General features: G+C 67.5%; 11 protein-coding genes. 6 read left to right on the top strand and 5 right to left on the bottom strand.

Going from position 1 to position 13,970, the window contains the following annotated elements; genetic code table 11:
* Nucleotides 1-3 precede the first annotated feature (3 nt).
* The 3 genes from AB0P21_RS35335 to AB0P21_RS35325 all read right to left on the bottom strand — a co-directional run bounded on the left by AB0P21_RS35335 (nucleotide 4) and on the right by AB0P21_RS35325 (nucleotide 2,389).
* The gene (locus AB0P21_RS35335) at nucleotides 4-177 is read right to left on the bottom strand and encodes a hypothetical protein (protein WP_363702713.1); all 174 of its coding nucleotides are present in this window, start codon (nucleotides 175-177) and stop codon (nucleotides 4-6) included.
* A gap of 61 nt (nucleotides 178-238) precedes the next feature.
* Complete coding sequence (locus tag AB0P21_RS35330) at nucleotides 239-868, bottom strand: winged helix-turn-helix domain-containing protein (protein ID WP_363702711.1); 630 nt, start codon at nucleotides 866-868, stop codon at nucleotides 239-241.
* Between the two features lie 255 nt (nucleotides 869-1,123).
* Complete coding sequence (locus AB0P21_RS35325) at nucleotides 1,124-2,389, bottom strand: glycoside hydrolase family 18 protein (RefSeq protein ID WP_363702709.1); 1,266 nt, start codon at nucleotides 2,387-2,389, stop codon at nucleotides 1,124-1,126.
* Between the two features lie 195 nt (nucleotides 2,390-2,584).
* On the opposite strand from AB0P21_RS35325, the gene AB0P21_RS35320 reads away from it, so the two are divergent.
* The 6 genes from AB0P21_RS35320 (at nucleotide 2,585) to AB0P21_RS35295 (ending at nucleotide 11,811) form a co-directional block, all read left to right on the top strand.
* Nucleotides 2,585-3,769: an OmpA family protein gene (locus AB0P21_RS35320; protein WP_363702707.1), complete on the top strand. Its 1,185-nt coding sequence runs from the start codon at nucleotides 2,585-2,587 to the stop codon at nucleotides 3,767-3,769.
* Between the two features lie 132 nt (nucleotides 3,770-3,901).
* Nucleotides 3,902-4,597 (top strand): hypothetical protein, encoded by a 696-nt coding sequence (locus AB0P21_RS35315; RefSeq protein ID WP_363702705.1) that lies wholly within the window; start codon nucleotides 3,902-3,904, stop codon nucleotides 4,595-4,597.
* 356 nt (nucleotides 4,598-4,953) lie between these two features.
* A complete protein-coding gene (gene treS, locus AB0P21_RS35310; RefSeq protein ID WP_363703299.1) occupies nucleotides 4,954-6,657 on the top strand; it encodes a maltose alpha-D-glucosyltransferase in 1,704 nt (567 codons plus the stop codon).
* Complete coding sequence (locus AB0P21_RS35305; protein WP_363702703.1) at nucleotides 6,654-8,069, top strand: aminoglycoside phosphotransferase; 1,416 nt, start codon at nucleotides 6,654-6,656, stop codon at nucleotides 8,067-8,069. Before treS ends, AB0P21_RS35305 begins: the two co-directional genes overlap by 4 nt.
* A 593-nt stretch (nucleotides 8,070-8,662) precedes the next feature.
* On the top strand, nucleotides 8,663-10,525 hold the full coding sequence (gene glgB, locus AB0P21_RS35300; protein WP_363703297.1) for a 1,4-alpha-glucan branching protein GlgB: 1,863 nt from the start codon (nucleotides 8,663-8,665) through the stop codon (nucleotides 10,523-10,525).
* 245 nt (nucleotides 10,526-10,770) lie between these two features.
* Entirely contained in the window at nucleotides 10,771-11,811 is a 1,041-nt protein-coding gene (locus AB0P21_RS35295) for a GNAT family N-acetyltransferase (RefSeq protein ID WP_363702701.1), read from the top strand.
* Here the strand turns inward: AB0P21_RS35295 and AB0P21_RS35290 are convergent.
* Both AB0P21_RS35290 and AB0P21_RS35285 read right to left on the bottom strand, forming a co-directional pair.
* Nucleotides 11,795-12,697 (bottom strand): aminoglycoside phosphotransferase family protein, encoded by a 903-nt coding sequence (locus tag AB0P21_RS35290; RefSeq protein WP_363702699.1) that lies wholly within the window; start codon nucleotides 12,695-12,697, stop codon nucleotides 11,795-11,797. The genes AB0P21_RS35295 and AB0P21_RS35290 overlap by 17 nt on opposite strands.
* A gap of 17 nt (nucleotides 12,698-12,714) precedes the next feature.
* Nucleotides 12,715-13,968 (bottom strand): sigma-70 family RNA polymerase sigma factor, encoded by a 1,254-nt coding sequence (locus AB0P21_RS35285; protein ID WP_363702697.1) that lies wholly within the window; start codon nucleotides 13,966-13,968, stop codon nucleotides 12,715-12,717.
* Nucleotides 13,969-13,970: the final 2 nt, after the last annotated feature.

Here is a 13,970-nt window from a genome sequence, read left to right as displayed (position 1 = left end):
GAATCAAGCTCCGCCGGGCCGGAGGTCTTCAGCAACTTGGTCTTGTTGGCGATCCACCAGCAGGGAGGCGGTGTCCTCGTCGACCTCCAGGCGCAGCGCGATCCGGTGCACCAGCTCCCGCAGATCGAACGTCGGGAGCACGACTCCAGCAACCTCCGAGACCACCAGATCAGCCATATACGTCTAACGCGCGGACGGCCGATTGGTCACACGCCACTTTCGAACCCGGTACTGCGGGTCAAGCGGCCGGCAACAGGTGGAACCCGACCCCGCGGACGGCGTGGATGGTGACCGTCGCGCCGATGCTGGCGAGCTTCTGCCGGAGGCGTTTCACCACCGAGTGGATGTGCGAGCCGTGACCGAGGTGCTCGTTGCCCCAGACCGCGTGGTGCAGCCGCTGGTAGGTCCACACCTTGCCCGGTTCCTCGACCAGGCAGACCAGGAAGTCGTGCTCCAGCCGGGTCAGCCGCATCTCGCGGTCCTTCCAGCGGACCACCCGGCGGTCCTCGTCGAGCCGCAGGCCGGCCACCGTCGCCGGCGACGCCGCGACCGCCAACTGGGTGGGCTGCTTCGAGCCGGCTTGCTTGGGGGCGGGCTGCTTCGAGGCGGCCTGCCCCGATCTGGGCAGCGCTGCCTCGATCTGGGCAGTGACCGCCGGCCGGCTGGTCACCGTCGGCAGCACCGCGGGCGTCAGTACGACGGGCGCGGCCGCCACCATCGTGGTCAGGTCCAGGAAGGCCCGGGCCTGCTCGGCGCTGGACACCAGCAGCAGCGCGTCGGCGCCTCCCAGCAACCGCGCGAGTTGGACCCGCTCGGCGGTGGACGTAGCCACCCCGATGATCAAGGACGAGTCCGGCAGCCTCTCCATGGAGCCCCTCCTGTCAAACGCTTGCCGGGGTCAGACGCAGGGACCAGTACGGCGAACCGCGAAGGTTAAGTCAAGGGATTCCCCGCACCCGCGGATGGCACAAATGCGACCTGTCCGAGACAGGCCAGGAACGTTCTACACAGCGCCACGGAAAGGTCCCGAAAGTCGCAGACAGTAAAAGCGCCCGGGACCTCTGCAGGACGGTGCAGAGGCCCCGGACGCCGGGAATCGCCTTCGGAACCAGGCGAAGTCTGGTCAGCCGACGGTCTTGACCGCCGTGATCAGCGAACCGTTGCTGGTGTCACCGGACAGCTCCCAGAAGAAGGCGCCGCCGAGACCCTGGGTGTTGGCGTAGGACATCTTGCTGCGGATCGTGGCGGGGGTGTCGTAGCCCCACCACTGGCCGTTGCAGAACGCGTACGCCGTACCGCCGACCGTCCCGGTGGACGGGCAACGGGTCGAGATCAGCTTGTAGTCCTCGATGCCGGCCTCGTACTTGCCCGGTGCCGCTCCGGTCGCGCGGCCACCTGGCGCGGCCTGGGTGACGCCGGTCCAGCCACGGCCGTAGAAGCCGATGCCGAGCAGGATCTTCGAGGACGGGATGCCCTTCGACTTGAGCTTCTGGATCGCGCCGTCGCTGTGGAAACCGGCCGTCGGGATGCCGGAGTAGTTGGTCAGCGGCGAGTGCGGAGCCGTCGGGCCCTGGGCGTTGAAGGCGCCGAAGTAGTCGTACGTCATCGGCATGATCCAGTCGAGCTTCTGCGCCGCGGTGGCGTAGTTGGTCGCGTCGATCTTGCCGCCGTTGGTGCCGTCGGCGGTGATCGCCGCCGTCACCAGCGCGGACGAGCCGAACTTGGTGCGCAGCGCGGAGATGATGTTGTTGAAGGCGTTCGGGCCGGAGGTGTCGCAGCTCAGGCCACAGGCGTTCGGGTACTCCCAGTCGATGTCGATGCCGTCGAAGACATCGGCCCAGCGCGGGTCCTCGACCAGGGCGTGGCAGGAGTTCGCGAACGCGGTCGGGTTCTTGGCCGCCTCGGTGAAGCCGCCGGACCAGGTCCAGCCGCCGAACGACCAGACCACCTTGATGTTGGGGAACTCGCGCTTGAGCTTGCGCAACTGGTTGAAGTTGCCGCGTAGCGCGCCGGCGTCCCAGGTGTCGGCGACGCCGTCGACCGAGCCGGCCGCGTCGTACGCCTTGTCGTAGGCGGCGTACGAGTCGCCCATCGTGCAGCGGCCGCCGGTGGTGTTGCCGAAGGCATAGACGATGTTGGTCAGCTTGGCCGCCGACCCGCTCGTCTTGATGTTCTTGACGTGGTAGTTGCGGTCGTAGACACCCCACTCGGTGAAGTAGCCGACGACCTTCTTGCCGGCGGCAACCGTGCGGGTGGTGTCCTGGACAGCCGCCGTCTGCAGCGGCGCCGCAGCGGATTCCCGGGGCTCCGCGGCAACTGCTGCCGGTACTACGCCGGTGGCCAGCATCGCCATCGCGGCGAGCAGAGTGGGCAGGGGTCGAACTCTCATGGTGTTCCTCCAAGGGGGGCGGAAGAGGGACTGTCCGCACCCTACCCAGTACGGGGAGTTAAGAAAAGGAGGAAGCGAAATAAAAGTGTCCTGCACGATCACGTCAAGTTTTTCCGGGGTGGTATGCGCGTCCCGCGCGGTACGGAGTAGTGTCCTCGCGCACGGTCACCTTTGGCCGCTCTTGACGGAGGAACAGTGCCCGGATCCTCGGACGACGATCCCGCTGCGGCCGCCCAGACGAGTACGGGACTCGTTCGGCGGCCTGGTTTTGTCTGGCTGCTGGCGGTAGTTCTCGTCCCGGTGCTGCTCACCGCGCTGGTGATCGGGATCAAGACCGGGCCGACCGAGGACGATCTTCGGCAACGCTCGCAGGCAGCGCTCGACGCGCGTGGCATCACCGGCGTACAGGTCGAGTTCTCCGGGCGGGACGCGACTGTCGTCGTACCGGCCGGGGCTGATGCCGGCGAGGCCGAGAAGGTCGTTGCGGCGGTCGACGGTGTCCGCACCGCGCATGCCGACAGCGGTGCGCGGCAGGTTGCATCGGAGCCGACCACGGCGCCGTCGACAGGCACCGCCGAGGAGCCAGTCGGTACGCCGAGCGCCGAGCTCTCGTCGCCGCCGGTCAGCACCGACGCCGCTCCCTTCGAGCTGAGCCGGACGGACGACTCGATCACCGTCAGCGCGGTCGTACGGAACCAAGCAGCGAAGGACAAACTCGTTGCCGAGGTCCAGGCGTTGCTCGACAACGGCACCGAGTTCGTCGACCAGATCACGATCGACGAGAAGACCGCCCTGCCGAACCCGACGGCGTTGACCGCACTGCTTCATGCCTTGTCGACGGCGACGGGTGCCGCGTCGGTCAAGTACGACGGCGACAAGGTGACGTTGACCGGCAAGGTCGCCGACCAGGCGACCAAGGCCACTGCTGCTCGTGCGGCCGCGGCCGCAGTACCGGGTGCCGGGATCGCCAACGAACTGCAGGTCCCGGTGATCGCGAAGCCGCCGATCAGCCAGGCCTGCCAGACCTTCGAAGCCCGGCTCGCCCAGCTGACGGTGGACGCGAAACTCGTCTTCCTGGCCGGGACCGCCAGGCTGAACGACGTCTCGAGATCCTCGGTCGCCCGCTACGCGGCGCTGCTGAAGAGCTGCACCACCTTCGACGTCGAGATCAGCGGCCACACCGACAGCTCCGGCACCACCCGCACCAGCCTCCCGCTGTCCCAGCAACGAGCGGACGCCGTCGAGGCGACGCTGATCAAGCTCGGCGTAGCCGCCGGGCGCCTCACCAGCCGCGGTTACGGCGAAACCCGCCCGCTGGCGCCCAACACCACGTCCGCCGGCCGGATCGCCAACCGCCGGGTCGAGATCCGAGTTCGTTAGTTTCCTAGGGGATCCCATGAGTTGGCTGATCGCGCAGGTCTGGTTCCTGCTGCTCGCCGCATTCGTCCTCGGCAGCGCCGCCGCCTGGCTGCTCTACCGCACCCTGCCCGCCGGCTCGAAGGGTCCCCGCTGATGGCCTACCTGTTCCGCAACAACTGGCCCTGGACCCTGCTCGCCTTCCTGATCGGCGCCATCCTCACCTGGTTCCTCCTCGCCCGCCGCACCCACCCGGCCGCTGTCCCCGAGGAGACGCCCGTCGAGGAGAAGACCCTCGTCGGCGCCGGCGTAGCAGCACCCGGTACTGCGTCCGCTCCTCCCCCACACTTCGAGGAGCCGGTCGAGCCTTTCGACCAGACCCTCCACGAGCCGGCGGAGCTGCCGGAGGAGGAAACAGGCCTCGACCCGGAGCCACTGCCGGACCCTGAGCCAGTAGATGAGCCAGTCGAAGAGCCCGAGCCCGCCAAGCTGACTGCGAAAATGGAACCCAACGGCGGCGTACTGCGGGAGCCTGCGTTCTCCGTGCGCATGGACGCCGACGAACCAACGCTTTTCGACGACCACGAATCGAACGACGTCCAGGTGACCTCCGCGCCAGCACCGGCCGGCAAGTACGGCGAGGGCTCCGCCGACGCCGTCGCGCACCAAGGACCGCCGGACGGGTTCACCATCAAAGGCAACGCGCAGTCGATGTTGTTCCACACCCCCGACTCCCCGTACTACGGCCGCACGAAGGCCGAGGTCTGGTTCCGCGCCGAGGCCGACGCCGAGCGGGCCGGCTTCACGAAGTACGTCCGCAAACCGCGGAAATCCAGCCGCCCGCGCGACTGACGCGTGAGCGGGGAAAAATAACGACCGAAACCCTGGAAAGCAACGCGTTCCAGGTCACGGTTCGCCATAGGAATAGCGCGATCAGGCCCCCATTTGCTTGTACTGGCAAACGGCCGTCACACTGAGCAGAACGTCGGCCCGGACCGCCCATCCCACGGCGTCGTTACACATCACCCGGACACCTCGGCGGCGCTGGCCGTCCCTTTTGAGAACCCGCCGAGCGGGTAAGGGAATCCAGTGCGAGCCGAAAAAAGTGTCCACCCGCGCGTCGCCGGATCGACCCGGCGGCGCAACCCCGCAGTACCGCTAGGTTTGGACCGAGGGGATGACACCCGATGGAGGTGAGCGTGACCGACATGCTGCCGGAGCAGCACCACGGACTGACGAAGAGTGACCCGCTGTGGTTCAAGCGGGCTGTCTTCTACGAAGTTCTGGTGCGGTCCTTCAAGGACTCGAACGCCGACGGCATCGGCGACTTGCAAGGCCTGACCGAGAAACTCGACTACCTCGAGTGGCTCGGCGTGGATTGTCTGTGGCTACCGCCGTTCTACCCCTCACCTCTGCGTGACGGCGGCTACGACATCTCCGACTACACGAACGTGATGCCTGAAGTCGGCACGATCGCCGACTTCGCCGCGTTCATGGAAGCGGCCCATGCGCGCGGGATGCGCGTCATCGTCGACTTCGTGATGAACCACACCTCGGACCAGCACCCCTGGTTCCAGGAGTCCCGCAACAACCCCGACGGGCCGTACGGCGACTTCTACGTCTGGTCCGACACGGACACGGCGTACTCCGACGCGCGGATCATCTTCGTCGACACCGAGACGTCGAACTGGACCTGGGACCCGGTCCGCCAGCAGTACTTCTGGCACCGGTTCTACTCCAACCAGCCCGACCTGAACTTCGAGAACCCGGCAGTCGGCGACGCGATGATCGAGGCGCTGAAGTTCTGGCTGGACCTCGGCGTCGACGGTTTCCGGCTGGACGCGGTGCCGTACCTGTTCGAGGAGGAGGGCACCAACTGCGAGAACCTGCCCAGGACGCACGAGTTCCTGAAGCGGGTCCGCAAGGAGGTGGACGCCAACTACACCGATCGCGTCATGCTCTGTGAGGCGAACCAGTGGCCTGGTGACGTGGTCGAGTACTTCGGCGACCGCGAGTCCGGTGGTGACGAGTGCCAGATGGCTTTCCACTTCCCGGTGATGCCGCGGATCTTCATGGGAGTACGCCGCGAGTCGCGGTTCCCGATCTCGGAGATCCTGGCCCAGACCCCGCAGATCCCCGACACCTGTCAGTGGGGCATCTTCCTGCGCAACCACGACGAGCTCACGCTCGAGATGGTGACCGACGAAGAGCGCGACTACATGTGGGGCGAGTACGCCCAGGACCCGCGGATGAAGGCCAACATCGGCATCCGCCGCCGGCTCGCGCCGTTGCTCGACAACGACGTGAACCGGATGGAGCTGTTCACCGCGATGCTGCTGTCGCTGCCCGGCTCGCCGATCCTGTACTACGGCGACGAGATCGGCATGGGCGACAACATCTGGCTCGGTGACCGCGACGGTGTCCGGACCCCGATGCAGTGGTCCCCGGACCGCAACGCGTCGTTCTCGACCGCGACCCCGGGCAAGCTCAGCCTGCCGGTGATCATGGATCCGGTCTACGGATTCCAGGCGGTGAACGTCGAGGCCGAGATGGAGAACGCCTCGTCGCTGCTGCACTGGACCCGGCGGATGATCCAGACCCGTAAGCAGCACCCGTGTTTCGGGATGGGTACCTTCACTGACCTAGGCGGTTCCAACCCGAGCGTGCTGTCGTACATCCGGGAGTTCGGCGACGACGTGGTGCTGTGCGTGAACAACCTGTCGCGCTTCCCGCAGCCGATCGAGCTGGATCTTCGGCAGTGGCAGGGTGTGGAGCCGGTCGAGCTGCTGGGCGGGGTGCACTTCCCGACCATCGGCGAGCTGCCGTACCTGCTCACTCTGGGTGCGCACGGCTTCTACTGGTTCCGACTGCCGGTCAACAAGGCTGCTGATCGTGAGGAGAGCTCTTCGTGACTTCCCATCTGGACCAGGTCCAGTCCTTCTGCGCCAACCAGCGATGGTTCGGTGAGAAGGGACATGACGTCCACGTCGATGCGATGGCCACTTCCACCTGGCTGTCGGACGAGGGCGTCTGGCCCGCGGTCCGGATCGGATTCGTCTACTGCGCCGGGCCGCCCGGCGCGGAGAACGCGATCCGGGTTTACCAGCTGCCGCTCAGCTACCACCAGGCGCCGGCCGACAACCTCGGCCATGCCCTGATCGGTGACTGGGCGGAGCAGGACCTCGACGACACGAGGGTCTGGGTCTACGACGCGCTGCACGACAAGGAAGCCACGCCGTACTGGCTGGATGCCCTCACCCATGGGCGGCAGCTGACCGGTCTGGAGTTCCACCCGGTGCACGCGCCGGACAGCGCGACCGTCGTACCGGACGACGCGCAGTCGCTCGTCCTGACGGTCGAACAGAGCAACACGTCGCTGGTCTTCGGCGACACCGCGCTGCTGAAGGTGTTCCGCCGGCTCGAGCCCGGGAGCAATCCCGGGGTCGAGATCGAGTCGGCGCTCACCGAGGCCGGCTCGGAGCTGGTGCCCGAGGTGCTCGGCTCGGCGCGTGGCTCCTGGCCGCGCGCCGGCGGCGGCACCGACTCGGGTGAGCTGGCGATGATGACGGCGTTCCAGAAGAACGCGACCGACGGCTGGTCGTACGCGACCACCTCGGTCCGGGACCTGTACGCCGAGGCAGATCTGCACGCCGAAGAGGTTGGTGGCGACTTCGCCGGTGAGTCGCATCGCCTCGGCGCGGCCACCGCGCAGGTGCACGCCGAGCTGGCGAAGGCACTCGGTACGGATGTCTGGGAGCCGGCCCTGATGGTCGAGCACGCGGACGCCATGCGCCGTCGGCTCGACAAGGCGGTCAAGGCGGTGCCCGAGCTCGCCGAGTTCGGTCCCGGTCTCACCCGGGCGTTCGACGCGCTCGCGGCCTCCGGCGTACCGGTGACGGTGCAGCGGATCCACGGTGACTTCCACCTCGGCCAGGTACTGCGCACCATCCACGGCTGGAAGCTGATCGACTTCGAGGGTGAGCCGGCCAAGTCGCTGGTCGAGCGGCGCGCGCTGGACACCCCGATCAAGGACATCGCCGGCATGCTCCGCTCGTTCGACTACGCGGCGCGCTCCTTGCTGGCCGACCACCTGGGCGACCAGCAGATCGCCTACCGCGCCGCCGAATGGGCCAACCGCAACCGCCGCGCGTTCTGCGACGGCTACGCGGAGGTCTCCGGCACCGACCCGCGCGACCAGGGCGTGCTGCTGAGCGCGTTCCTGGCCGACAAGGTCATCTACGAAACGCTCTACGAGGCCCGCAACCGGCCCTCGTGGCTCCCGATCCCCCTGGCCGCCGCTGCCCAACTCAGCCTCAGCGAGTAGCTCGGGCCGCACCACCAGGCGGGGTTTTGTGTACGGACTCCGGCCACGGGTACGGGGTGCAGAAGATGAGGCTTCGATCGGGCAGGATGGGGTGTATGGATTCGAGCAAGAGCGACCAAGTGGGCAAGCCGGACTCGGAGACTGTGAGCGAGCCGGTTGCGGTGGCCGCCGAGACTCCGCAGCAGGAGGCCGAGACCACACACGTCGACGCGTTCGAGCCTGCGCAGGGTAGTACTTTCCAGCCCGCCTCCGAGTCGGTGGCCAAGCCGGGATCCATTGTCGACAAGGCAGTTCGGGTCGATCGTGGTGTGCTGGAGCGGATCGTCGCCGGCACGTACCACGATCCGCACCACGTGCTCGGGCCGCATCTCGGCGACGGGGTGGTGACGCTGCGCGTGCTGCGTCCGTTCGCGAACACCGTGACCGCGGTCTTCGACAACGCGAGTGTGGAGCTGGAGCACGAGTTCGAGGGAGTCTGGGTCGGCGTCCTCGACGTCGACAAGGTGCCGGACTACCGCCTCGAGGTGACCTACACCGACGGTCCCGCGCTCGAGATCGACGACCCGTACCGCTATCTGCCGTCGCTCGGCGAGATGGACCTGCACCTGATCGGCGAAGGCCGGCACGAGCAACTGTGGACCGTGCTCGGTGCTCACGTCCGCCGGTACGACGGACCGAACGGCACCGTCACCGGTACGTCGTTCGCCGTCTGGGCGCCGAACGCGCAGGGCATCCGGCTGACCGCCGACTTCAACTTCTGGGACGGCCGCGCGCACCCGATGCGCACGATGGGCTCGTCCGGCGTCTGGGAACTGTTCGTCCCGGGCATCGGTCCCGGCACGCGGTACAAGTTCGACATCTGCGGCCGGGACGGCGTCTGGCGGCAGAAGGCCGACCCGATGGCCAACCTGGCCGAGGTGCCGCCGGCCAACGCGTCGGTCGTGCACGAGTCGACCTACGAGTGGCAGGACGCGGCCTGGCTCGACCACCGCGCTGCCTCGCAGGCGTATGCCGAGCCGATGAGCGTCTACGAGGTGCACCTCGGCTCATGGCGTAAGGGCAAGTCGTACCGCGAACTCGCCGACGAGCTGGTCGGCTACGTGACCGAGATGGGCTTCACCCACGTCGAGCTGATGCCGGTGATGGAGCACCCGTTCGGCGGCTCCTGGGGCTACCAGGTCACCTCGTACTTCGCGCCGACCTCGCGTTTCGGCGACCCGGACGACTTCCGGTACCTGGTGGATTCGTTGCACCAGGCAAACATCGGGGTACTGGTCGACTGGGTGCCGGCGCACTTCCCGAAGGACGCCTGGGCGCTGGCCAAGTTCGACGGCACCGCGCTCTACGAGCACCCGGACCCGCGCCGCGGCGAGCAGCCCGACTGGGGCACGCTGGTCTTCGACTTCGGCCGGCCGCAGGTCCGCAACTTCCTGGTCGCGAACGCGGTCTACTGGGCCGAGGAGTTCCACATCGACGGCCTGCGGGTCGACGCCGTCGCCTCGATGCTCTACCTGGACTACTCCCGCGAAGAGGGCCAGTGGGTGCCGAACCAGTACGGCGGCCGCGAGAACCTCGAGGCGGTCTCGTTCCTGCAGGAGATGAACGCGACGCTCTACAAGCGGGTGCCGGGGGTGATCACCGTCGCCGAGGAGTCGACCTCGTGGCCGGGTGTCACCCGCGCGACGCATCTGGGCGGGCTCGGCTTCGGCTTCAAGTGGAACATGGGCTGGATGAACGACTCGCTCAGCTACCTGGAGCACGAGCCGATCTACCGGCAGTACCACCACAGCGAGCTGACCTTCTCGATGATGTACGCGTACTCCGAGAACTTCGTGCTGCCGATCTCCCACGACGAGGTCGTGCACGGCAAGGGCTCGCTGCTGCGCAAGATGCCGGGCGACCGGTGGCAGCAGCTCGCCAACGTGCGGGCCTTCCTGGCGATGCAGTGGGCACACCCGGGCAAGCAGCTGCTCTTCATGGGCTGCGAGTTCGGCCAGGAGTCGGAGTGGTCCGAGAAGGGCGAGCTCGACTGGTGGCTGCTGGACCACGCCGACCACCGCGGTCTGCAGCAGCTGGTCAAGGACCTGAACCTGAACTACAAGGACACCGAGGCGCTCTGGGGTACCGACCACGCGCCTGAGCGATTCTCCTGGATCGACGCCAACGACGCGAGCAACAACGTCTTCTCCTTCGTCCGGTACGGCGACGACGGGCAGCCGACGCTCGCCTGTGTCACCAACTTCTCGGCGGTGCCGCACTTCGGGTACCGGATCGGCCTGCCGTTCGCCGGCCACTGGCAGGAGCTGGTCAACACCGACGCGCAGGTCTACGGCGGCTCGGGGGTCGGCAACTTCGGCGGCGTCGAGGCCGACGGCGAGAGCTGGCACGGGATGGCGGCCAGCGCGGAGATCTCGGTCCCGCCACTGGGCACCGTCTGGTTCCGGTACGACGCCTGACAGCTGGTCGGCAGCTGCCCCAGGAAAGTCGAAAGCGGGTGAGCCCGCGTCCGCCCCGACGCACTCTCACCCGCTTTCATAGTGATAGACGGACAGGATGCCGAAAAAGTTGGCTCTTTCGCCGAATTTCTTTCAGATATTTTTCGGCGATACTTTCTGTCGAACCGGCGATCACGGTCCGTCGAGATTTCGCGCCTCGCGGACCGCTGGTTGGCTGACAGGCGTTTGCGGGTAGCGTTCGCCGGGTGACCGCCGCGCCTCCTCCACAGCCCACTCTGACCGATGGTGAACTGACGCTGCGGCCGTGGCGGGACGAGGACGTCGACGTCGCGCACGGGCTGGCCGACGACGAGATGGTGCGCTGGTTCGACTTCCCCGGGATCCCGCCGAGGTCCGGCCTGGTCGAGGCGGTCGAGCGGTGGCGGGCGCAGTACGCCGATGATCGCGCGGTGGTGAACTTCGTGATCGAACTGGCGGGTGAGACCGGGCCGGTCGGGAGCGTCGAGCTCCGCCGCCTGTCGCCGGGTGTCGGCAACGTGTCCTGGACGACGTACAAGCCGTATCGCGGTCGGCGGGTCGCGCAGCGCGCAGTACGGATGCTGGTGGGCTATGCGTTCGGCGAGCTGGGGCTGGATCGGCTGCAGGTCGAGGTCGATCCGGAGAACCGCGCCTCGGCCCGGGTCGCGATCCGCTCGGGCTTCCGTCGTGAGGGGTTGCTGCGAGGTGGCGGGTTGCTCCAGGGTGAGCGCCGCGATGTTGCCGTCTACGGTCTGCGGCGGGACGACCCGCGGGCCGACAGTCTGCCGGGGTGGACGGCGCTAATGGATTCGGTGCTGCCGAAGAAGCGGGTGATCGCCCACGTCGTGGTTCGCGACACCGGCGGCCGGGTGCTGCTCTGCAAGGTGAGCTACAAACAAGACCTCGAACTGCCCGGAGGTGTGGTCGAGCCCGACGAGGATCCGGCGACCGGTGCTCTGCGCGAGATGCAGGAAGAGCTCGGCTTCGAACTGCCACTGCTCGGCGTGCTCGCGATCGACTGGCTGCCGCGCTGGCAGGGCTGGGGTGACGCTATCGAGATCCTGTACGACGGCGGTGTCCACGACCCGTCGCTGTTGGAGTCGCTGACCCCGGACGGCTTCGAGATCCTCGACGTCGCCTGGTACTCCGCTTCGGAGCTTGCCGCGCTGGTGTCGCCGCTCAATGCACGCCGGCTCCCGCTGGTGCTTGCCGCGCCTGACATTCTTCACAACCTGCGCGACGGGGATCCGATCACAGCGCAGCCCTGAGGTCCTCACGGTTGAGGTTGGCGACGCACCAGGTGTAGTGGCCGTCGGCGGCGGTCGGGCTGTAGATCGTGGCTGTGGCGATGGAGTAGGCGGCGCGGTACAGGTACATCCGCTCACGGTCGTGGCCGATTGCTTCGAAGCGGTCGGTGAGCAGGTCATCGATGCTGCGGGCTGCTGGGCTGTACATGTCATAGAAGGCCGCCGCGGTCGAGGCGTCGAAGGTGTTGTCGCCGGCGGTGCTCAGGAAGCCCCAGTCAAGCAAGGCAATCTGGCTGCTGTTGGTGTCGACCAGCAGGTTCGGCGTACAGATATCGCCGTGCACTATCTGCTCCTGGTCGAGGCTCACCACGGACAACCCAGCCAGGACCCGCTCCAGCAACTCCTCGAAGTCCTCGACCTCAGCCGCGAGGTATTCGCACGACTTCACCGCCCGCTGCCGCACCACCTCCGCGAGCCCTTCTCCCCACTCCCCCTGCAGCGGTCTCTCACCCAGTAGCGGCAAGGCCCTCGCCGCTGCACCCGCCTCGGTCCTTCCCAACGCGCCGACCACCTCGACAAACAGCTCGAGCCCCTCCTGCTGACTCACCGCGCCGCTCTCCAGCAGATCGCGCAGCGGCGTACCGCTCAGCCGTTTCTCCACGCTGACCGCATGCCCCTCGACACTGTCGACGACGCTGATCTCCGGAGTCCTGAACGGCAACTCCTGCTCACCGAGCTCAGCCAGGAACGCCTGCATCGGCAGGACCTCATCGGCAGTCCGGTCGAACCACACCTTGCCGACCAACCCGTTGCCGAGGTCGTAGACGGTGCCTTCCATCCCCTGCCCGAGCAGAGTCACCGGCGCGGCGGCGTGCTTCTCGAAGTACTCGATGACGTGGATTGCCATGAGTCAGGTTAGAGCCATCAGCCAGGTGGGAGCAGCGCGGCGCGGCGGCGGGTGAGGAAACGGCGTTCGGTCTCGTTGGCGGTCAGCGTGATGGCCTGGTCGTAGGCCTCGATCGCCTCGGCCGAACGCTCCAGCCGTGCCAGCACATCGGCTCGGGTGGCCGGCAAGTACGCGTAGCTCTTCAGGACCTGTTCGTTGCCTAAGGCATCTAGCTCCGCGAGTACCGCGGTCAGGTCGGCGCCGGGCACCAGACTGTGGGCGGCCGCGCGATTGAGGGCGACGATCGGCGACGGCCAGCTGAGCAGCATCGCGTCGTACATCCGGACCACCTGGTACCAGTCGGTTTTCTCCCACGAGGATGCAGTCACGTGCAGCCCCGCGATCGCTGCTTGCAGCGCGAATCGCCCGTGGCCGCGCTGAAGTGCTGCCGTCGCCCGCGAGACCCCTTCGGCCAGCAGCTTCACGTCCCAGCTCCGACGATCCTGATCCGCCAGCAGCACCAGCTCGCCGTCCGCACTGACCCGGGCGTCACCACGCGCCTGCGTCATCTGCAGCAAGGCGAGCAGCGCCTCCGGCTCCGGCTCGTCCGGCATCAACCGCACCAGCAGTTGCGCCAACTCCAACGCTCGTCCGGTCAGGTCAGCCCGAGTCAGCTCCGGCCCAGCCGCCACATGCCCCGCCGTATAGGCCAACTGCACCACGGTCAGCACGACATCCAGCCGCTCAGCGAGCTCCTCATCGGCAGGAATCCGGTACGGGATGCGGGCAGCAGCGATCTTCTTCTTCGCCCGCGTGATCCGGGCCGCCGCGGTCGCCTCGCTGATCAGCAACCCGGCCGCGACCTCACGCGTCGTCAGCCCACAGATCAACCGCAAGGTCAGCGCGATCTGCGAATCCCGAGCCAGCGCCGGGTGGCAGCAGGTGAACACCAACCGCAGCGGATCGGTCGGCTGCTCTCGCTCCCCCGGCGACCCCGGATCCTCGATCAGCAACGGCAACTTGCGCCGCAACGTCGTCTCCCGCCGCAACCGATCGAGCGCCAGCCGCCGAGCCACCGTCACCAGCCAGCCGGCCTGATTCGCAGGCACCCCATCGGGCCACGTCCGCAACGCCTGCACGAACGCGTCCTGCGCGCAGTCCTCCGCCAGATCGAGATCTCGCGTCAACCGCACCGTCGAGGCCAGCACCGTCGACCAGTACGCCCGATGCGCCGCGTCGACCAGCCCCGCGATCTCGCGCGCGCCGTATGTCCCCGACTCCAGTGCGGTCACCT

Source organism: Kribbella sp. NPDC056861, from assembly GCF_040687575.1.
GTDB lineage: Bacteria > Actinomycetota > Actinomycetes > Propionibacteriales > Kribbellaceae > Kribbella.
The sequence above is the reverse complement of the archived record's forward strand: the minus strand, read 5'-3'. Positions and strand labels throughout refer to the sequence as shown.